The organism is Pedobacter sp. 10L46_2, assembly GCF_056395165.1.
Genome location: NZ_JBFTIZ010000063.1, coordinates 1 through 21904, shown reverse-complemented (window position 1 = coordinate 21904; position 21904 = coordinate 1). Strand labels below are relative to the sequence as shown.

Annotated in this window: 20 protein-coding genes; 5 read left to right on the top strand and 15 right to left on the bottom strand. The window is 40.9% G+C overall.

The genetic code is table 11. The annotated features are described in order from the left end of the window. Positions 1-22 precede the first annotated feature (22 nt). Together AC1DDX_RS09175 and AC1DDX_RS09170 are read left to right on the top strand one after the other, a co-directional pair. Complete coding sequence (locus AC1DDX_RS09175; RefSeq protein ID WP_048903263.1) at positions 23-955, top strand: alpha-E domain-containing protein; 933 nt, start codon at positions 23-25, stop codon at positions 953-955. A 5-nt stretch (positions 956-960) separates the two neighbouring features. After that, positions 961-1944, top strand: a complete 984-nt coding sequence (locus tag AC1DDX_RS09170) for a transglutaminase family protein (RefSeq protein WP_337716693.1) — start codon at positions 961-963, stop codon at positions 1942-1944. A 21-nt stretch (positions 1945-1965) separates the two neighbouring features. Here the strand turns inward: AC1DDX_RS09170 and AC1DDX_RS09165 are convergent, their stop codons facing one another. The 3 genes from AC1DDX_RS09165 to AC1DDX_RS09155 all read right to left on the bottom strand — a co-directional run bounded on the left by AC1DDX_RS09165 (position 1966) and on the right by AC1DDX_RS09155 (position 4506). Beyond that, positions 1966-3087 (bottom strand): thiol-activated cytolysin family protein, encoded by a 1122-nt coding sequence (locus tag AC1DDX_RS09165; RefSeq protein ID WP_337716691.1) that lies wholly within the window; start codon positions 3085-3087, stop codon positions 1966-1968. Positions 3088-3156: 69 nt separating this feature from the next. After that, a complete protein-coding gene (locus tag AC1DDX_RS09160; RefSeq protein WP_152541957.1) occupies positions 3157-3636 on the bottom strand; it encodes a DUF6265 family protein in 480 nt (159 codons plus the stop codon). Positions 3637-3708: 72 nt separating this feature from the next. Then, complete coding sequence (locus AC1DDX_RS09155) at positions 3709-4506, bottom strand: helix-turn-helix domain-containing protein (protein ID WP_048903268.1); 798 nt, start codon at positions 4504-4506, stop codon at positions 3709-3711. Positions 4507-4615: 109 nt separating this feature from the next. Here AC1DDX_RS09155 and AC1DDX_RS09150 point away from each other — a divergent pair, with 109 nt between their 5' ends. Together AC1DDX_RS09150 and AC1DDX_RS09145 are read left to right on the top strand one after the other, a co-directional pair. Next, entirely contained in the window at positions 4616-4969 is a 354-nt protein-coding gene (locus AC1DDX_RS09150) for an ArsR/SmtB family transcription factor (RefSeq protein WP_048903269.1), read from the top strand. Positions 4970-4971: 2 nt separating this feature from the next. Further along, positions 4972-5418: an SRPBCC family protein gene (locus AC1DDX_RS09145; protein ID WP_048903270.1), complete on the top strand. Its 447-nt coding sequence runs from the start codon at positions 4972-4974 to the stop codon at positions 5416-5418. A gap of 278 nt (positions 5419-5696) precedes the next feature. On the opposite strand, the gene AC1DDX_RS09140 is transcribed toward AC1DDX_RS09145, so the two are convergent. Next, entirely contained in the window at positions 5697-5939 is a 243-nt protein-coding gene (locus AC1DDX_RS09140; protein ID WP_048903271.1) for a hypothetical protein, read from the bottom strand. 296 nt (positions 5940-6235) lie between these two features. Between AC1DDX_RS09140 and AC1DDX_RS09135 the strand changes: the two genes are divergently transcribed. Next, positions 6236-6433 carry a hypothetical protein gene (locus AC1DDX_RS09135; protein ID WP_337716689.1) on the top strand — a complete coding sequence of 66 codons (198 nt, stop codon included), beginning with the start codon at positions 6236-6238 and terminating at the stop codon, positions 6431-6433. A 191-nt stretch (positions 6434-6624) separates the two neighbouring features. Here AC1DDX_RS09135 and AC1DDX_RS09130 read toward each other — a convergent pair whose 3' ends face one another. The 11 genes from AC1DDX_RS09130 to AC1DDX_RS09080 all read right to left on the bottom strand — a co-directional run bounded on the left by AC1DDX_RS09130 (position 6625) and on the right by AC1DDX_RS09080 (position 21831). Next, complete coding sequence (locus tag AC1DDX_RS09130; RefSeq protein WP_337716687.1) at positions 6625-7899, bottom strand: purple acid phosphatase family protein; 1275 nt, start codon at positions 7897-7899, stop codon at positions 6625-6627. Next, complete coding sequence (locus AC1DDX_RS09125; RefSeq protein WP_448104412.1) at positions 7899-10925, bottom strand: TonB-dependent receptor; 3027 nt, start codon at positions 10923-10925, stop codon at positions 7899-7901. Before AC1DDX_RS09125 ends, AC1DDX_RS09130 begins: the two co-directional genes overlap by 1 nt. A gap of 140 nt (positions 10926-11065) precedes the next feature. Beyond that, the gene (locus tag AC1DDX_RS09120) at positions 11066-12082 is read right to left on the bottom strand and encodes a FecR family protein (protein WP_337716683.1); all 1017 of its coding nucleotides are present in this window, start codon (positions 12080-12082) and stop codon (positions 11066-11068) included. A gap of 60 nt (positions 12083-12142) precedes the next feature. Then, positions 12143-12670 carry a sigma-70 family RNA polymerase sigma factor gene (locus AC1DDX_RS09115; protein WP_288879097.1) on the bottom strand — a complete coding sequence of 176 codons (528 nt, stop codon included), beginning with the start codon at positions 12668-12670 and terminating at the stop codon, positions 12143-12145. Between the two features lie 249 nt (positions 12671-12919). After that, a complete protein-coding gene (locus tag AC1DDX_RS09110; protein ID WP_172659998.1) occupies positions 12920-13237 on the bottom strand; it encodes a hypothetical protein in 318 nt (105 codons plus the stop codon). 147 nt (positions 13238-13384) lie between these two features. Further along, positions 13385-13717, bottom strand: a complete 333-nt coding sequence (locus AC1DDX_RS09105) for a hypothetical protein (RefSeq protein WP_337716681.1) — start codon at positions 13715-13717, stop codon at positions 13385-13387. Between the two features lie 44 nt (positions 13718-13761). Further along, positions 13762-13941 carry a hypothetical protein gene (locus AC1DDX_RS09100; protein ID WP_172659996.1) on the bottom strand — a complete coding sequence of 60 codons (180 nt, stop codon included), beginning with the start codon at positions 13939-13941 and terminating at the stop codon, positions 13762-13764. A gap of 108 nt (positions 13942-14049) precedes the next feature. Next, positions 14050-16269, bottom strand: coding sequence for an IPT/TIG domain-containing protein (locus AC1DDX_RS09095; protein ID WP_337716679.1), 2220 nt, complete (start codon positions 16267-16269; stop codon positions 14050-14052). A 33-nt stretch (positions 16270-16302) separates the two neighbouring features. Continuing rightward, positions 16303-19545 carry a TonB-dependent receptor gene (locus tag AC1DDX_RS09090; RefSeq protein WP_477611806.1) on the bottom strand — a complete coding sequence of 1081 codons (3243 nt, stop codon included), beginning with the start codon at positions 19543-19545 and terminating at the stop codon, positions 16303-16305. A 14-nt stretch (positions 19546-19559) separates the two neighbouring features. After that, the gene (locus AC1DDX_RS09085; protein WP_337716675.1) at positions 19560-20570 is read right to left on the bottom strand and encodes a fasciclin domain-containing protein; all 1011 of its coding nucleotides are present in this window, start codon (positions 20568-20570) and stop codon (positions 19560-19562) included. A gap of 34 nt (positions 20571-20604) precedes the next feature. Then, positions 20605-21831 (bottom strand): fasciclin domain-containing protein, encoded by a 1227-nt coding sequence (locus AC1DDX_RS09080; RefSeq protein ID WP_477621974.1) that lies wholly within the window; start codon positions 21829-21831, stop codon positions 20605-20607. Positions 21832-21904 lie beyond the last annotated feature (73 nt).

Here is a 21904-nt window from a genome sequence, read left to right as displayed (position 1 = left end):
TAAGATTAAACACAGAATCACTATGTTAAGCAGGGTTGCTGAAAGCCTATACTGGCTGAGCCGTTATATCGAAAGAACAGATGGCATGCTACGCATGCTTAAAATAAATTACGCTTCCTCGCAAGATGCGATCTCAGAGTTTTCATGGAGTCCGGTTATGCACTTATTTTGCGACCGGAATGACGAAAGACTGGAGGCCATGGAATTTAACAGTCGTACTGTACTACAATACATGGTGATTGACAAGGAGAACCCCAACTCTATCCTCAACATCATCACGCAAGTACGGGAAAATGCAAGAAGCGTGCAAGACCACATTACCAAAGACGTATGGCAGTGTCTAAATGAATATTACCATACAGTAAAGGACCCTAAACTAAACGCCATGTTGAAAAAAGACGACCCGATATCCGTATTAGACATTCTGATTAAACAAGGAATGCTATTTTATGGCATTACAGAAATCACCATGGCAAGGAACGAAGGAAGTAGCTTTATGCGCATCGGGAAATACCTGGAGCGCAGTATTCAATCGGTAAATATATTGGACATTAAATTTGGATCGGTAGACCACAACCCGGACTTACTGACAAACACCAACTACTGGAAACACCTTTTGTTTTCTATAGGCGGATACGAACTGTACCTAAAAACCTATAGACAGGGTTTTGAAGCCGAAAACGTACTTGACCAGGTTGTACTGAACAATGAATTTCCGAGGTCTGTTATCTATTGTATCAATCAACTGTTCAAATATTTTGAAAGATTAAAAGGCGACGGGCACATTACCGCAGGAAATCTTGCTTTCCTTATTGGCAGGCTCCAAAGCAAAGTAAAATACAGTTCTATAAAGGGTTTAAAAAAAGGAGACCTTCACCTATACCTCGCGGAAATAAAATCCGAACTCTATGGCATAGGAAATGCCTTTAATCAAACTTGTTTCAACATATACTAAGCACCATGCCGGAATTTAAAATCAAACACATCACCAAATACACTTACGAATCTCCGGTAAGAGAAAGCGTAAACCACATTATCCTCTACCCTATTGAAGATCAATTCCAGAGCGTAATTAAGCACACCCTTAAAATTTCGGGCAATCCGAAAGTAGATGTATTTACTGACTATTATGGCAATAAAATTGGCTTCTTTGCTTATAGCGAGCGACACAGAGAGCTAGAAATCTATTCAGAACTTACTGTGGCCACCATAGCTAAAGAACTCCCATCAGAAACCATGTTCAGTGAGATGCAGTGGATGGAACTTGAAAAACTACGGTATCAGGTTCCCTATATTGATTACCTGAAATGGGAAGCTTTTAATGAACTTGATGAACTCAAAAAGATCACAGAACAATTCCTGCAGTCGGATTTAACGCCCTATCGGGTAGCCATGGACTATTGTCAATATGTATATGGACATTTCAAATACATACAGGGTGTAACAACAGTACAAACTCAGATAGATGAAATCTGGCAAATCAAATCAGGTGTCTGTCAGGACTTCGCACATATTCTCTGCCAGATGTTGCGTATGGCTAAAATCCCGGCAAAATATGTAAGTGGCTACATTTGTCCCAATAAAAACGGCATTCGCGGAGAAGGTGCCACCCATGCCTGGGTAGAAGCTTACATACCCGACTATGGCTGGCTGGGTTTAGACCCGACAAATAACTGCATTGCTAACGAAACATATGTAAGATTGGCGCTAGGCAGAAGTTTTACGGACTGTTCTCCGGTAAAAGGTGTTTACAAAGGTCCATCCAATCATAAGCTTACCGTTCAGGTAATTATTGGTTACGACAACGGGACATCAGATACACAAGAACCTTTCGCCGAAGAGAATGACTTAATCGCAGTGTCTGTGATTCCTACACAAGGCAATAGCTACCGTCGGAATCTCGAGCTTATGCAGCAAATTCAACAACAACAACAACAACAATGAAAAGTACTAGATAACACCAGATCAGTGCACATCAAAATCTAAGCGATAATTGAACTTAAACTTCAAATCACTGTTGTCGGTTATTTTACTCACATAGAAATTAATAGGAACACCATAATCTGCATTTGAATAGCTTCCTCCGGCCGCTAGGGACTTAACGAACAGCTGAACCTGATCATAGCCCCTAGCGGCCTCAATGTTACTGACATCCACAGCTTTAAAACCCCGCATGTATACCGTAACAACAGCCTCAGTAAATAAATTTTTATCTTCAACACTTCCCTGGCCGTTTTGAACGTTCTGGAAAGATGCTTTTATTTGCTGGAAAGAAGCATCAGATTCAATGGCAATGATGGCGCTGCGACCATAAGTTACATTACTAACATACACCGGATTACCAGATATTAACGCCGGATCAACACCAGCCTCAAAAATCCTATGCTCACTGGCAGGAAAGTCAACCGCAATATTGAACAATGACAGTTCATAATTAACAAAAAAACCAGTTTTCTTTTTGATATTACCCTTATCGTTAGCTTTTTTTATTACTAACTGGGAAAAATCCCAATTCTTGCCGGTTGTGATCGAAATTTCACTATAATTCCTGAATTCAGTGCCATTGCTATAAGTGAAACCATCTACTTGTTTTCCGTTAGCCTTTAAAGAATTTTTAATAAAGTCATTTGAGCCCGCCAATGAAGGTATGAGCGTTGTCATAAATGGATCAAAACTAGGTGAGGTACTGTAAATAACCAGCGGATTTTGCTTGTAAACAGTGAACACAAATGGCTTATAAAGCAAGTTCTCCATACTGTCCCCCTGAAGTAAGGCTCCTGGAAATATGTTGTTATTAACCAACCCCGGAAAAGACAAAGCGCCATCCCTAAAATCTTCAGCCGTTTGCACCTTAAAAGAGATGCCAGCGCTATCTGCCCAAACACTATCGGACACCACTGCATACCAGGCGTTTTTATTCACGGCCGATCTTATAGAATCAATTTTAAAAGCCTTAGCACTCACCTTAGGTTCTTCAGTAACCGGAGGAGTAACGGTTGGCGGTACAAGAGATTCAGTTTTCTCTGCCTTTTTACAGGCAATAAAAGTAGATGAAAGCAATAAAAGCAGAATGAAATAACGGATCATAGAAAGCGTATAGTGGTTTTACATAGAGAGATGACAGCAAAGATATCATTATATAGCTATCAATTCCTTTTAGGGGGCTGAACTGATAAATTCATAGTCAAGGGTCTGCCCGTTGCCGGAAACGATTGCTTTTACGGTTCCACCTTTCCGGGTATAAGCAATCTTTTTAGGAAAGTCGTGTTCGGGGTTTTCACATACGAAGGCATCTTTGCTGATGGAGGTCAGCTTGAAATTAACAGGTCCAGAATCACCGGTAACAGTAACGGTATAAAAGATATCGCCTCCCTTGATGCTTAACTCCAGTTCTTCTACAAAAACAATTTCCTTTCCCTTAAGCGTCACACCCTTTCCTGTGAATTTAGTATTAGACACCTTAGACCAGTTTTCATACCCTGATTGCCCGGGTTTGGAATTTGTGCGCTGCCACTTACCGATCAGCCAATGTAGTCTTTTAAATTTTTGAGCCGTGTTTTCCTGTCCGCATACCATGTTACTGAAGCCGAAAATAAACATAACAGAAATAAGGAGAGAGAATCGTTGAATTTTCATAATCTTTTTCTTTCAAAATTACGATTGAGCAATGTTTGTGTATTGTACAAAACCGACGATGGTTACAGAAAATCATTTATTGAGAAAGAAGTTGGCCATATTTGGCGCTTCAAAAAAATAAGCAGAGGGATCTTCACCCGTAAAAGCTTTAAAGTTGCGAATGAAATGAGATTGGTCGTAATAACCTGACTCATAGACAATATCTGACCAGCTGCGTTTTTTATCCCTGATCAGCTGAAATATATAATTGAAACGGATGATCCGTGCGTAATATTTCGGCGGGAGCCCTATGTACTTTTTGAAAAGCCGCTGAAGCTGACGTTCGCTCTTCTTCCCTGCCAGACACAGATCCTTAACACTTGCCTTACCGTTGGAATCAAAGATAAGCTGCAGCACTTCCTCTAAAGGATTTTCAGTAGCTGATTTACTAAGCGCGAGAAAATGGTCATCCAGACGCTGTTTAAGAATCTGCTCGTTTTCAAAAGGAAGAAATCGATCCTTCAACCCGGCCAGCTCCGGATGAGGAAAGGTATCCAGGGCAACAATCTGATCAAGATAACATTCCATGTTCAGACCGAAGAGCTGGGTAAGCGCCGCGGGTTTGAGTTTAATGGCAAAAGAGCCGGTCTCTGCTGTATTCTCCAGGTGAAAATTGCTGCTGATCTGCCCAGCCAGCAGGTTTGCTGTTTGCGTATACCAGGGTCCGCTTGTTTTGGCCCTGTAGACGCTGCCGTAGTTAAAAATAAGCTCTGTAAACCCATCGGGAATAATTTTCTCTACCCGTGGCGCAGGATCATCACTGTGCATCATCCAGTAGCATTCGATCAACTTTTCTAAACTTGGATGAGGTGATATCCTGGTGAATTTCATGAGATGGTAATTGAAATATAAATATATAAACGATTGCCAAAAAAATTGATTTTAAATTTGCGTAACCAAATGGTATCCCATATATTTGTAACCACATGGTTTCGAATATATGGAATTAAGAAGAGATGTATTTCAGGCAATCTCCGACCCCACCAGGCGTGAGATTATTGATTTACTGAGTGATCAATCCTTGAACCTCAATGCAGTTGCAGGACATTTCAGCATCACCCGGCCAGCTATATCCAAACACATCAAAATTCTGGAAGAGTGCGGGTTAATAACGGTGAAGCAGGACGGCCGGGAGCGCTATTGCAGAGCTGATGTACATAAGCTAAAAGAAATCGACAAATGGCTGAATCGATACAGGAAATTCTGGAACCATAAACTAGATGCCCTTGGCGATTTTCTGGAGCGCGGGGAAAACGAAAAATCATCAGAAGATAATCCACTTAAAAATAAGTAATTATGGAAACAAAACCACTAATTGTAGAACGCAGCTATAATGCACCAATTGAAAAGGTATGGAAAGCCATTACCAATAAGGACCAGATGAAAGAATGGTACTTTGAACTTGAAGAATTCAAAGCAGAAAAGGGATTCAAATTCCAATTTAGCGGAGGTGATGAAAAGGAGCAATACCTCCATGTTTGCGAAGTGATTTTTGTGGATCCACCCAATAAGCTAAGTTACAGCTGGACTTACCCTGAACATAACGATGGGTATTCCGTGGTCACCTGGGAACTTTTTAAGGATGGAGAACAAAAAACCCGGTTAAAACTGACCCATGAAGGGCTTGGCAGTTTCCCTAAAGACAGCCCGAATTTCGCTGTCACCAGCTTTACTGAAGGTTGGAATTTTATACTTGGAAAGTCACTAAAAAATTACCTGGAGCAGGATAGCAAGCAGCCATAAGTTTTATAGCAAACATCGTCATCTTCTTTGGTTAGCCAAAGGAGATTTTTTATTTAATGGCTACGTTGATCACCATGGCAATGTGGCTATTAAAGAAACTAAATAGGAAATGAACAGCATTTTTAAAAAAAGGCAGGGTGAACTTTCGTTATCTCTGATTTATCGTGACTTAGCGTTGCATAAGTCCCTGTTTTATCATTATCCAAGGCCTGACCAGAAAACTTTCCCGACCTGAATTCATACCAAAGATTCATCCAATTTTTCGGCAATCAACAACACTACTTTCCGCTCTCATTAAAAAGAAACCTGTCGATAAGATTGTCTAAATATTCCCTCGACAGCAATGCAGGATCGTGATACTGCATTGTCATCGTCTCTTCATCCACAATGAGTTTGCCATTAGTGGAATGGATCACAAAAGTATTGTCCTGAACAAAACTGGAAACATAAGTGCCAATTTTCGGAGAGATTTCTGAGAGCCTGAACATTAATTCGTGAAAGATAAATACGGGATAATTCATAAGCCAAAATTAAATGAAGTAAACTTGAATTTGAGATTATCATTTTGTAATCAGCACCAATTTTGATTACATAAATTTAATGGTAAAAAACGAAGAGGGTATGCGCATTGGAAATAGTCAGGCCCTCTATTTTTTAGTATCGGAATGTAACAGTTCGTCGGACTGCTTCACTTACAAACATTTATGAATTAGGCAAGCTACTATCTCCAGCATGGAAACAAAAATAGAAATGCACTAAAATGGCTTAAATAAACTTAATTCTAACGATATTGAATATTTTTTTTTTGCCGGATAATATGAAAAACAAGCAAACTGCAAAGCATAAAAACATTGCCAGGACAAGTGCCATCTTGCCTTTTGTGATGGTGTTTACTAATCTTTGTTATGCGCGGGAAACTGTAGCACTACAAAGGAACAGGATTTATGGCTCGGGTAAACGGAAAAAAAACGGAGCGGCCAGGACACCTGCTAAAATGATTATTAATATTTGGTAAGGATTCGCCCGTCATTTGGTTAGCCTCAAAAGCCCGATGGGTGTCGCGGCTTTTTACTGTAAAAAAATAAATTAAAAGCTGACCAGACGCTTAAAAATGCCTAGTCAGCTTTTAATTTCCAGCCTGATGTTAAAGAAACTGCAAAGCAGCAAGAGTCCAAAAGAACGCTTGCTTTTTCCGGTTTTATATCTTTACCTTTTTAAATCTGTAAATAATGCAGCCTTCTCTTTATTTGTTTTTTTAAGACTAAAGGAATCAAAGACTTCTCCAGAAGCCTTATATGCCGTGTAAATTAGTTTATCATGGTCAACAGATATGATTTGGAACAGTTGTGTATTTTCTGCAAATACATCCATCCACCGTGGTGTCACATCTATTTTGTACATTTTTGGGCCCGCTACTGAGACCACATACATGGGACCTCCTACCTTTCCTGAAACACCCGTCGGTAAATTCTGTCCACGACTGTAGGTATGATCATGTCCCTGCATCAGTATGTCTACATGGTACTTATCAAACAGCGGCTTAAACAGCTCTCTGAATTCTTTATTGTCCCTACCTTTTGCTGTAGAATAGATTGGATGATGATAGGTGATCATCGTCCATTGTTTAGGATTGTTCTTCAACACCCCTTCCAGCCATATAGCCTGAGCCTTCATGGAGTTGGAATCCAATACGATCATCTGGGAGTTCAATGAGATGAGACGAACATTTGCATAATCGATGAAGTATACAGATTCTTCCAAACCTTTGGGTCCATTCTCAGGCAAGGTATATTGGGCACGCCAATGTGGATCTAAGGTCAGGGTCTTTTGTTCATCTCTGAAGTATTCATGATTTCCAGATGACGGGATACTTGGGATCATTCCGTTAATGAAACCACCACCAAAATGCCACTCTCCCCATTCATTATCATTGTTGCAGCGATTGATCAAGTCGCCTGCATGAACAATAAAACGTGCATCGCCATGGGTGGCAAATGCTCTTCTGATTACCCTCGACCATTTTGACTTGATATCATTCTGAGCATCGCCCAAATAAATGAATGAAAACGGTTTCACTGTTGCCGGTGCAGTCCGAAACTGAAACCACTCGCTCCAGTTCTTACCATCTCCTACGCGATAGGTATAAACTTGATCAGGTTTTAAACCAGTCATGATCGCGCTGTGGTAATTTGCTTTTTCATATTCTACTCCCTGGAGCGTGGTCGACAGGGCCACAAATTCTCCGGAATTGTCTTTTCCGAGATCGGGCGAGCTGTCTTCCATTAATACCTGGGCATAGCTTTTAAGTACGGTAGTGTCGGTACGCCAGGTAACTGACTGTGTAGTCATCGGATCGGCCGACCAGGTCAGGATAATTCGATCTGGAAATGCTGAAGCTTTGAACGACTGTCCATTAGCCAATTGAAACCCTAAAAGGGCTATAATGACCATGATAATTTCTCTGGTAATGTTTTTCATCATTAAAAAGGGTTGTATTTAAAGCCTGCGTTGGCCCACGTTGAAAAATATTTATGGTCATTTGGTCTGCCATCGCCGTAATCCAGAATGGTTTGGGCATTGTTGATGTTACTGATACCCATAAAGATGGTAAACTTCTTGTTGATCCGCTGAGAAGCAGAAAAGTCTAGCTGTACTCTGCCTTTTTCCATCAGGTCATTGGCTTGCTCTTCTGCAAGCTCACTGATAAAAGTTTCATAGAAATTTAACGAAATGCGGCCTGAAAAACCATATTTCTCATAAGACAGAGAAGCGTTACCTACCTTAGGACGCATGGAAGGCAAACGTACGGTTCGCTCACTTACAATGCCGGGTACTTTAAACTTCGACTGGATCTGTGTAAAGTTTCCATAGATACCCAAACCGTTTAAAAATCCAGGCAGGAAGGTCAGCTGCTGCTGCCAGGCAATTTCATAACCATACACATGTGCGTTGGCACCATTCACAGTCTGCGTTACCTGATACTGATCAAACTGGCCACCCTGTTGTGTATAAATACTTTCATAAATATAATTTTCTATGTTCTTATAAAAGATACCTCCTGATAGTAAACCGAGTGATTTCAAGTAGTGTTCAAATAGGAAGTCGACATTGGTGGAGGTAGCCTGATCCAAATCCGGGTTCCCTTTCTTCATTCGCTTTCTTCTGGGTTCAACTTCCTGCCATGGAACCAGGTCATAATAACCAGGACGGGAAAGCGATCTGGTAACCGCTGCCCGCACGTTGGTACGCTGATCTATGGCATACTTCAGGTTCAGACTTGGAAAGAAGCCCTCAAATGCAGACTTGGTGTTTACTTTATTTGTACTTACGTATTTTCCTTGATTGTCAAACGATACAATGTTGCCCCGGTAGTCAAACCCCGTGCGCTCATACCTCAGTCCGGTAATGATGTCAAGTTTATCCAGTGTCAATTTACCCATTACATAACCTGCTCCCATGGTTTCCTTACCGCTATAAGAATCCGGATCAGTATTTTGTCTGATATAAGTTTCATCACTTTCAAAAAGCGACAGGTTTTTCTGATAATAATCTTCCATCAGGTACCCATTGGCAATCGCTCCTGAAAGATCATACTTGCCATTGAAATAATCCTTTCTGGAATAATCAGACAAAAAATTATCCATAGATACCTTACCTGTCTTCAGGGTGTATTGGAAATAATCTCTGGTATGGTCATCTTCTTTATACCTGTAACGTCCTCCGAACTTAAACATCAGTTTATTCTTCTGGCTCAGGTTAAAAGTCCGCTGCACATTGAATGATCCTTGTCCATCCTTGTCATGAGCGATCTGGTGCCTGTTGACATAAGAGGAAGTGGTATAATTGGCCGCATTGTTCACATCGCCATTTGTAAAGGCAAACTGCGGAGCGCGCGGATCGCTGATGTCTATGCCTGCATTTAAACCACCATAAGTAAAATATCCGTCATAGTAAATCGGCTGATCGTATAAACCACTAGCATAGGTGAGGTCCAAATTCAACCTCCAGTCATTGACAATCGCTTTAGTACCAACTGAAAAGCTCAACAAATCTCTATGGTAATCTCTGGGAGAACCACTAGCGCCTATGCTGATGTCTGAAGCTGTGTTCTCATCTGTATATTCCCCAATGTTATAGCTTTTTGTGCCCCTTGTTTGTAGTTCGTAAAACTTGTTGTACGACGTTCTTGCATAGATTTGGATTTTCTCTGTAGGAAAGAAGCTTAGTTCAGCCTGGAGCCCGAGGTTCTCACGGTGCAGGTCTGAGCCTTCCAATTCAAGATTAGATAACTTCATTTTTTCTACTCCCGCAATCTCGTACGTATCATAATCTTTCTGAACCCGATCTTCCCCTCTGTAGGTATTGCTATAATTTACGCCGACCAGGTAACCCCATTTGGTATCTCTGCGACTAAAATCAAATGAGCCGTCAAAGTTTTGCTTACCCAATAGAAAATTATTACCAAATGAACCCTTCACCTGCATTTGCTGAGTACCCGACTTTGGTGTCTTAGAAATGATGTTCACTGAACCAGATGTTCCATCAGCATCCATATCGGGAGTGAGGGTTTTGTTGACTTCTATGGCCTCAACAGTAGACGACAAAATACCATTCAGATCAATATCCCTTGAATTGGTTTGTGTAGAAGGCAGCCTGTTTCCATTAAGTGTGATAGATCCCATACTCTGATCCAGTCCTCTGATGATGATGTTTCTTGGCAAGCCATAACTATAGTCCATCGCAATCCCTGGCACACGTTGCATGGCTTCCCCAACAGTAGCATCGGGAAAGCGCTCAATCTGCTCCTGAGAAAGCACATACTTGATGTTGTCTGCGTTACGCATATTGCTCAATGCTATGGCCTCTCCTCTTCTAATCCCTGTTACTGAAATTCCCTTCATATCGTTACTTTGGCTTTCCAATTTCAGTTCCATCTTTGCCGTTTCACCATCGGTTATATCTACAGTAAATGATGTTGTTACATAACCAATATAGTTCACCAAAAGTGTAGCTTTTCCTGGTTTTATGTTGTTGATTACAAAATAGCCATTGGCATCGGTAACGTACTTTTGGTTGGTTTCTTTCAAAAGCACTGTTGCATAAGGCAAAGTCTGGTTACTTACCTTATCCTTTACATAGCCTACTGCCGCACCGGGCTTTGGAGCTCGGATCTGCAGTTCTGCTTTTTTAAGTACAACCATAGTCCCGTCTTCAATAAGGCGCAGGTTGTTTTTTTGCAATAAAGGCGTCAATATTATCCTAGCCGTTTTGGCCTCATCATGGATAGTTACTTTTGCATCGACAATTTCCTTGTTCGTATACACAAAACTGACCCCTGTTTTCCTTTCAATTTCCTTAAGCAGATCGGTGAAAGCCACATTACGCATATTAATACTAATGCGCTTATCCAGTCCGCTTTGACCACGTACTGCAGAAGCCGCTACCAACTGAATGGAGATCACTGAAATAAGACTAATTACTAAACATGCATGCATAATTATTTTCATAAGGCGCCTAGCCTCATTAATTTTTTTCATAAATTTGAGTTGTTTAAATTTTTACGATTTAAATGATAAGATATAGTCAACGGTTCGCCGCCGTTTGGCTAAGAATTAAGGCCGTTCCTGCGCAAACAGGATCGGTTTTTTTATTTGTTGCTACTGCATGATCCTCCTCCTTCTATGTAAATGGTTTGTCCTACAAATTTTGATCGTATGTTCATAGAGAGATTTAGTGTTTTAAGAACTTCGTTTATAGATTTGTTCCTGAATCTTGCAGTCAGCTTGCAACCGGTATAGTTAGTTTTTCCGGTATTGATTTTGATGTTGTACTTTCTTTCTAAGGCTTCAAAAACTTCATTAAACGGAGTCTGTTCAAAGATCAGTTCACCTGACACCCAAGAATCTACATCACTACTGGAAATGCTTATTTTATGGGCCACAGACTTTCCCCTGTTATATATCAATTTTTCACTTGGCAATAGAAATACTGCCTTAGTAGTTTCAGATGTGGTTACCCCGACCTTACCCGAATTGACGGCAACTACCATAACCCCTTCGGTATCATAAGCCCGTACATTGAAACTGGTTCCATAAACCGTAGTATTCATTCCTGCGCTACTGACGACAAAAGGATGTGATGAATCATGCGTGACTTCAAAATATGCTTCTCCTTTCAGTTTCACCAACCTTAGCTTATTGTCTCTAAAGTCACGTTTATAGCGAATTTCACTTCCTGAATTCAGCCATACGAGTGTACTGTCAGGCAATAAAACCCTGATCATTTTACCTGCTCCCGCACTTTTCAATACCCATTCTTCAGGCTGCGCTGAGTTTTGAGCTGATCGGTAGTAAAAAAGCGCTGTAAGCAGGAAGATACCGGTCATTGCCGCAGCCAGGCCGTACTTCCACCAACGGGCAGCATTATCTACCAGTGTAAGCTGAGGTGTTGGGTTTGTTTCAGAAATTCTTTCTCTTACGATTTCAAAATCTAGCTGTTCTTGAGCAGGTAACTTCTCTGTCAACTTCCAAAGCACTTGTATCTTTAAATATTCCTCTTGGTGTCCTCTATTTTCGATAAGCCAGGCATCAAGCATGGCCGCCGACTCGGCGGTCTCTTCAGCAGACAATCGCTTAACAATACAATCCCATAATTTATTATCCATAATTATCCTCTTTCAACAGTAAAGACAATTGTGCAGGCAGAAAATACGGGCTGTAATCGGTTAAGCTTCTGTTAACTTTCTATGAATTAAATGTTGGGACCGATCATAGATAAACTGCATACTTTTTGAAAGATGGTCTTCTACAGTTCTAACCGAAATCTGCAGCAATTCCGCTATCTCTGCATAGCTGAATCCTTCTATTCTGTGCATTTTAAAAACCAGTTGCCGCCGCTCGGGAAGTTTACTAATAAGAAAATGTAGAAAAACCAGTTGCTCAGATTCACTGGTAACCTCATCGGCAAAGGAAAGATCAGAAATTGCAGTGAGGTCATCCTGCTCAAGTAAAGTCAATGAGTTGTTCTTATACTGCTTCAGGTAATTAAGCGCGGAGTTTTTTATCGCCCTGAACAAGTAGCCTTTTAAGTTATCAGGACTGGTTTTGTTAAACCAAAGCTGCACAAATAGGTCGTTCACCAAACTGGCAGCGGCTTCTTCATCCTTTACAAAATAAAGGGCATATTGATGCAGCATGCCACTCCAGCGTTTATAGAGCACCTCAAAATTAACCAGCTCTTTATTTGACCCCATGATATTACCCGCAAAACTCGGCAAGGGATATAAATAAGATATTAATTGTGGGTTACTTTTACTTTATTGTAAAAAGATTTTTTTGCAGGTCTGAGCTCATGCCCACTGGTGTTTTCCCATGTTAAATTTTTAGCTTGCTATAAGCGCAAAGTAGGACAAATCATTAAACTCATTGGTATCTTATCAATCTCAGCTAAATTTTAAAAAGTATATCCCTATGCCTTTCTTATTGAAACTGATCTGCTAGGATTAAAATGATGATCTCCCGCTATGTATGATATTAGCTAGTTTTAGTTTGTATATTTTAGGAGTATCTATAGCGCATCCCATAGTTAAAGTGGCGGTGCCAGCGATATTAAAATCAAAACCCACCTTTTCTCCAGCTATTTTTAAGGTCTGGGAGAGACCAGTTGCTTTTATTACATTAGTATACTTAACTCCATTAAGGGTAAGGGTATCACCATATTGCTGAGTTGCCGAGGATGATGATACAATTTCAATTAGCCAATAGTCTTTTGAAGTATCCTCATTACAGCTCTCCTTTCCAATTACATATCCGCTGGCCATCTCATAGGGGGATTTAAATGGATATTTATTGTTGCACCCTACCACGATAATGAAGATTAGTGTTGAAAGATTTAATATTGTATGTTTTTTGTTCACTTGAATTTGCGTCTAAGGGATCAATTACCTTATTTCTTAGGTAGTGATCGATCAAAGGGGAGAATGGTATAAGACCAATTTCCCTTTTTTTAGTTTATACTTCAAAGATGTACCTGCGAGCTGGTGATCAAGAATCTGTTTCAAGGAGACCTCTTTATAACTGCTCCCTTTTGCCTGATAGGGTGCCAGCACCCGGATATTGAATTCAAAAGTTGTACCCACGCTCAACTGGAGTCGATAGATGACACTTTCCAGTATTTCTGTCGGATAAACGATGATACTGATCTTTTTTTCCAGCATCGTCACCTGATCATAGCCGTAAGGGAGATCTGCAGGACAGAAGGTGGCCATCCAGCATAACAACAGAATTATATTTTTAGGCATTTGGCTTTTTCTTTAACTGTCAGATATGATCTTTATCATGCTTTTCAGGCTTCAGCTCTGACTGGTTCAGCTCTCGCTCTAATTTTTTCTGGTCCTTCCTGTTCCTGCGGATCAGGAATAGGATCAGGGCAATGACCAAGATCAGGACGGGTACGACAACCAGGTAATTGATTTCCATAATGTTTTTTATTGAACTGATACAGAGACAAATATAAAAACAGCATATGAACTGTATGTTAACCGTGAATTTTTTAATTGCTCAGCTGATGTGTTTGTAAATAAACCGGGCCAGCGACTGCCGGCCCGGAATTGAGCATAATCAAACTTGAAACTTATTTTAAAAACATTTTCCGGATTGCATTATTTCCTGCATCGACGATATAAATATTACCATCTTTATCCATAGCCATGTCATCTCTGTTGCGGAACTCTGCATCCATCAACCCTCCATCTTTATATGACCCACTAGTCGATTGACTGGAAACCGTGCTCAGTTCATTAAGCGTAATATTCAGCTTTCTGGTTGTTTGTTTAAAACCATCAGAGAAATAGAAGTTGCCTTTTCCGTCGTAAATGAATCCTTTTGGAATAGCCAGCATCGATTGATTTTTAGGGCCATCAGAATTTCCAAATTCACCATTTCCTGCCCATCCACGAAGGTTTGACGCATCGATCAGGCCAAAACGATTAATTAAAAGATTATCATTATCTGTATAGTACAGGTAAGGACCTATAATGACAGGCCTCGAGGCTTCATTCCCCCCATAAAAACCTCTTACAGCCGTTCTGACTCCAGACTTATCAACCTTTGTTAAACTATACTGCGTTTGCACATATAAATCTCCATTATCATCAATAGCCAGTTTACCAGGTCCATTAAGGTTTACTGCGTAGGTATTTACCACACCTGCAGGTGTAATTTTACGAATGCTGTTATTTAAACCGTCGACAACGTATAACACATCCTGCTTGTCAATTACGATACCCGAATTAAAGCTAAAATTAAACCGCGCTGCAGTACCTGTACCGTTCTGATTACCGGTTTCTCTTGTCGGGCTTCCTGCGAATATCGAAACAACGCCTTCTGGAGTAATCTTTTTAATTACATGGTTATTAAGTTCCATCACAAATACGTTTCCACGGCTATCTACGGCAATACTTGCACCACGCTCACTGATATCCAGAACTGTTTGATTTGGCCCACCCGCTAAAGTCATTACACCTGCACGGTTAAAGTTAACCGGTGACAATGCACTTTGACCTGCATTTACCACTTTTACCGGACCAGATGTTAATGCAGGTGGTGTAATTACCACCAGGCTGGTAGCTGTTGCACTGACTATCTGTGCTGCTAGCCCATTAAAGGTCACTGTATTTGCTGATGCAGTAGCACTAAACCCTGTTCCGGTAATGGTAACCCGTGTACCTGACAGGCCATTGTCAGGAGTCATTTTAGAAATGCCTAAACTCTGGTCTTTAAAATCAGGGCCCTGAACAATCTGATCATTTACATTCAAGATTACCTTCCCATCACCTGTTCCACCTGGAATAGTTAAGGTAACCTTAAAAGGCGTTGCAGTAAGAACAGTGGTACTTTTTCCATTTATAGTTACCTTATTTTCATCTGTATGCGGGCTAAAGTTTGATCCCAAAATGGTCATTTCAGCACCTGACGGCCCACTCAACGGCGTTACAGATTCAATTACCGGCATGGGCACAACTGTAAATACAGGTCCAGTCGCTTTTTGATCATTAATGGTAACCGATACCGGGCCGGTCTGCACATCGGCGGGCGCAACAACCACAAGATAATCCTCGGCCGCTTCAGTTACCAACGCGAGTTTACCATTAAAATCTACATGGTTACCGGCAGTTACTTCATCAAAACCACCTCCAGAGATTTTCACACGTGTACCTTTGCCACCACTTGCAGGCTTAATACCAGATATGACCTGGAACTTAAAGGTTTGTCCTGAAGCCTCTTTTCCATTTACCTTAACGGTTACCGGACCGGTGCCTGCGTCTTCAGGCACTTCAGCTACCAGCAGATTGTCACTGGCACTCACTACAACAGCCATTTTCCCATTTATGTACACTTCTGCCGGGCCTGTTGTACTGCTAAAACCAGCACCAGTAATACGAACATGTGTTCCAGCAGCCCCGTTTACCGGACTGATCGCCTGTATACTTAGTTCCTGATAAGTATAATTACCAATACTGATGCTTTCCTCATTTACTTTCATTATAATGGCACCGCTTGTTGCCGAAGCCGGTGCACGCATTACCACGGCAGTAGAGCTTGCGCTAACAATTTCAGCCTTTACACCAGAAAATGTGGCCGATATTTCATCGGCTTTATTGCTAAATCCTGTGCCTTCTACCGTTACCAGTGTGCCCTGGGCACCACTGTTTGGATAATAATCTGTAACCACCAGAGGCACTTTAACTAGTTCTGTCTTGTCCTTTTTACAGGCACTAGTGAACAAAATAAAAAGGCTTAGCACACCGATCCACTTATGCATCCCGGTATTAAATTTTCTTGAATAACTCATATCGTATATCATATTTCGTTTGATCTGTATCACTTAAAAAGTATATCTCGCTCCCAGTTGCAACTGCGTTCTTGAACCATAGTAATCAATACTATAAGGCTTACCAGGCGATTTAAACTGGTACAATGGATATTCACCCGAGTTTTGAGATGGAGGGAATAGCACCGGCGTTAAACCAACACTTGAGGTAGAGTTAAAAGTATTTGGAGAGAAATACTGAACTCCCCAACTCCTGTTGACTAGATTGGTGAGGTTCATTACATCAGCGGTAAACGTAATAAACTGCTTCTTATCGGCACTCATAAACAAGTCATGTGAAACATGAAGATCTGCCTGTACATTCCATGGCGTACGTCCTTCATTTCTTTCTGTAAACCCACCGCGCTTACTGCTTAAATATTTATCTGCATCTATAAAGCTATTAAAGGCCTCTGCCTGCTTAATGGCAGTTGAGGCAGCGTTGTCCTGGAAATAACGAACTGCCTCTTCTCTGTGAGGGATATAGGCCAGACTTACCTGTTGTGGCAATCCCTGGATGCTATTATTAACAACACCATAAGTAAACGGACTGCCAGATTGTGCACTTATAAACAAAGACACATTGGTTTTACCTGCCTTAGCCCACATTTTGTTGTAACTAATGGTACTTACAATACGGTTTCTGATATCGAAGTTACTATTGGACAACGTAGGGTTATTGGGTACCAGTGACTGATTCAACTGCCAGTTAGATTCCATTGAGTTACGCACACCATTGGAAAGGTCTTTTGATTGACCATAAGTGTAAGACACCGAAGTCTGCAGCTGATCAGCGATGTTTTTGCCAATAGTAGCTGTTAAACTGTAACGGTATCCTTTGCTGGTATTGCTAAGAAGATAGGTATTTGAAAAACGCTGATCTACCGTTCCGCTATATACCGGTTGCTGATGGTCTTTATCATAGCCATAATAGGTTGGATTGTCCTGTACATTCAATTGCTGAAACAATACATCTTTAATATTTTTAGTATAGATAGCTTCTACACCAAATTTCCACTGGCTAGCTGTAGTATAGTCCAAACCTAAGCTGGTACGCAATACCTGCGGCATCACAAAACCATTGTCAATTAAATCGATCTGGGTTTTGCCACTATTAGAATTATTGGTAATTGCACCGTTCTCGCGTATAAAATCGGCAATACCATTTGCACCACCGGCAAGCGGGTTGCTACCGGGCACAAAAGGTTTCTGATCAGCCTTCTGGTCAAAACCTCCAAAGCTATCGCCATTGTTATAGAATGCATACGCCAACCAGGCCATAGGAATTCGCCCTGTAAAAAGCCCTGCGCCCCCACGTAGAATGAGGCTTTGATCACCATTCCAATCATACCTAAAACCTACTCTCGGCGACAGCTGTATCTTATTCAAATAGTTGTTCGTAATCCTGCTTAAAGGTGTATAAGTATATGTGTTTCCAAAATAAGGATCGGCTGATGCTGTACGGGTCTTTTCGCTCAGTTCTGGTCTATCACCCAGATAAGCCATATCTGCTCTCAACCCGGGAATTACTTTCAGCTTTTCAGATACGCGGATTTCGTCCTGAAAATATAAACTATACAAATTGATATTAAACTTAGCACCCGGGTGCTGTTCAATATACGAACGGCTGTTGTCTTCATAACTGTAAGCACCACGAACACGGTAAGGATTGTTGCTGAGGTAATCTTCGATACTTAAGTAATCTACCCTCCCGTTCCATGCGTTTACAAAACCATAAGTGATGTTATAAAACTCATTATGTGTACCCATGGTAAGGGTATGCTTACCAATATTCCAGTTTAAATTGGCAGTAAGCTCTAATGTACGCTGTTTCATATCAAAAATACTGGCCTCACGATCGGTGCCTACGTAAATGGTGGTACCGGGTGTTCTGCCTGCAATTTGTACCTGCGGCAGACTTGGATCACCAAAGGGATTTCTTGAATCGTTTACAGCAGTAAAGCCTGCCAATAAATTACCAGATAGGCTATTATTAAACCTGCTTTTGAGTTCGGCCACTGTAGAACTCTGGTTATTCTTTTGCAAAAAGGCCATGCTGCTGAACCTAAAATCCTGCTGATCTCTGTCCATATGGGAAGCTTCAGAAATGATCGTGTTATTTCTAACTGCAAGCTGATGTTTGTCGTTGATGTTCCAGTCTAAACGATTAAAAAACTTGGTCGACTTGGCATAAGTATTAAACAATCCTGCAGTTCCGGCGTTAAAGAAATTGGCAGCAGTAATGTCAGCCGCATCTTTAGCACTTAAAATATGACCGGTTTCGGCAATACCTGCAATCAATTGTGAAGGATCTTGCCTATGAGTAATCTCCTCATTGCTAAAGAAAAATAATTTATTCTTGATAATGGGGAATCCCACACGAAAGCCGGTCTGGTAATCGTAAAAGTCGCTGTTCATTTTCCCTAGTGATCCTACCCTATCCTTGCCGGTTACCGCAGCATTACGGCCGAAACCATATATCGAACCACTTAAAGAATTGGTTCCACTTCTGGTTACTGCATTTACCGAACCTCCCGTAAAGTTGCCGATCTTAACATCATAAGGAGCTAAATAAACCTGCATATCCTCAATTGCGTCAATGGATATTGGATTAGTTCTGGTTGAGCTTCCTGCCATTCCAGAAGTACCCGACTGGCCACCCAAGGAAGGACTAAACCCAATGGCATCATTATTAATGGCACCATCAATTGTTACGTTGTTATACCTGAAATTGGATCCGCCAAAACTATTGTCTTTACTGGCCTGTGGCACTAAACGAGTAACGTCGGTTATACTCCTTGATACAGTAGCCATATTACGAACCTGATCGGCATTGATGTTTTTTCCTGAGCCATAAGTACTTGCCTGAGCTCCTTTTTTTGTGGCTTTAATTGCCACTTCCGTAAGTTGTTGTGCCTGGTCGCTCAATGCAAAGTTTAAAACGACTGCCGCACCCAAACGGATAGAGATTCCATCCCGCTTATCGCTTTTCATGCTCATCATAGTTGCTTCTACTGAATACGGGCCTCCAATACGAAGATTGGGCAAATAATAATGTCCGTTTTTATCTGTGGCTGTGGCATATTTTGTACCTGAAGCCTGATGTATCGCCGTAACAGAAGCACCCGGTAGCGGTTGTCCTCCGGCATCCAGCACGTTTCCATTTAAAGTACCACTGGTTTCCTGGCTTACCGCAGCAAAAGGCAGTAACATACACAGGAGTAAAAATATTTTGTAAATTGTATTTCTTACTGTCATCTCTAAAATCTTAATTACTGTGTAATTTTCAATAGGCTTCCAATGGTATGTACTACCCCATTACCGGTAAGTACATCCTGTTTTGTCAATTGGATAACCGATGTATTTCCTGTTCCTTTCAATTCAATACCTATAAATGCACCGGCGATCTGAGGATTAGGTTTAAGGATTACCTGAATAGATTTTCCATCAATCATGGTTTGGTCACTACGGTTAGATGTACCAGTACTTAGCACATAATCGTATACAAACCTGCGGTCAGACAAAATATGATAGCGCATTAAGCCCAGCAAAACTGCAGGGTCCATGCTATTGATTTCTTCAATAGTATGCAGTCCGAAGGCGGTCATTGCAGCATTACTTGGCGCAAATACGGTATATGGGCCCTGACCATTTAATGTTTCTGCTAGACCAGAACGTTGTAAAGCCTGATAAAACAGACTTAAATCCCTGTCTGAAGCGATGGCTTCTATAACCTTACTATGGCTGTATGGCTCCAGTACACGATCTATAACCTGAATTAATCCATTAGATGCACGTACATTTTTTGAGACTATTTTGGATCCATTAATTGTTAAAATGGTATCACCTTGTTTCACCCAATGTGTTACAAAAAGTTTACCTCCGTTAGCAGATTTGACCTCCTGGTTAAACAAAAAAGGCAATTTATCAAACTCATAAACTCCATTTAGGATGTGGTAATTCATGATAGAGGATACCCTGGAAGGATCCATACTTAAGATGGCTGTTGCATTTCCAAAACCCGCATTTTCAAAAGCATCATCTGAGGGTGCAATAGCGGTATACAAACCTTCCTTGTCAGTAATTTTGGCCAATCCTGTCCTTATCAAGGCAGTATTATAGACAGAAAGGTTAAAATTATCTGCTATAATTGCGCTGATCTTATTGTTATCGACAACTTTAACGGCATCATCCTTTTTACAGCCGTTAAGGATCATACTACAACTGATCAGCATAAGGAAAATGCCCAATGGCCTAATTGATATTCTATGTAAATAATTCATGTTTCTATTAATCTTTATGAGCTAATGATACCGGTCAGAATTTAAAATCCTTAGGCGGCATTAACCGGTTTACCGCATGTATTGGCCCCATTAAAGTGTTGATGTCTCCCTCAACAATGGTTGCGGCCGAGTGAGCGGATGATTTGACTTTTACAGTTACTTGTCCTGCTTCATTTTTACCAAAATCAAATGGCACATACATAATTGGAATAGTTCCCGAATACCCAGAGGTAGTCAGCGCATAGCCCGACAATAGTTTATTGTTCAGATCGTTCGAATAAAAACTATCCGGATTATCGTCTCCGGGGCCCCAACCGTCCCTTTCTTTAAAAATCCTACCCCAACGATGCATGGTCAATAAGGTATCCGTTGCATATCCGGTACCGACTTGCTCATAGGTATCCCAATCAAAATACGGAAGAGGATTACGGTTATTCAATGCCATCAAATCATCCACAGTCTTAAATCCTGCCTGATGAAACGCTTCATCTGTGGGAGCAAAAATAGATTTGAAGATCAGGTAATTATCGTCGATCRACAATCCTTTGGGAAATCGATCGCGATCAACTGCCCCCATCATAGCCTCATCCCAAAGCATATCGGTTTTGGTCATAATTTCAATATACATTCCAAAACGGCCATCATCCTGCAAAGCCTGTAACATTGTTTTTTCTGGTTTTTTCAGCACGTGATCTATTGGCCAGAAGGTCCCGTTTTTTGCCAGAGTAACAGCCGAGCCTCCGCTTTTTTTACCATTAATCAGCAATTCGTTGCCCGACACATTGATGTATTGTCGGTAGAAATAAGGATCGGTCTGGTATTGGTTATCATATCCCTTTACTTGTATATGGGTATTTTCCAGCAAGCTGATACCAATCGTATTTTCTCCCCTTTCACTCAGGTCTTTAGGGTTAACAGCCGCCGATAAAGTATGGTAAAGCAGCAAGCTATCCAATAAAGCAGGGCTGGTGTTATTAATGACTTCTAAAGTCATTCCATCTGCAGTAAACGCCGCATCACTTGGCACCAAAAGGGTTATAGGGGCATTACTACCTCTTTTTTCTATAATACTGTTCATATTGCTGCGTTTCCAGGCTGCTTTAAAAAGTACATATGGTGATGCCTCCAGCACCTGGTTCAGTGTAATAGTTAAATCTTCTGCAGGTACCTGCACACCTTCAACTTCAGGCTGAAATTCAGCTTTTCTGCAAGATGCCAATGTTATAAATAACAGGCAGATATTGATAAGTTTTAAATTCATCTTATTCTTGTTATAAATCATCTAATTACTCTTTATTGCCTGCTCAGGAAGGATTAAAATACCTTGAAGGTCT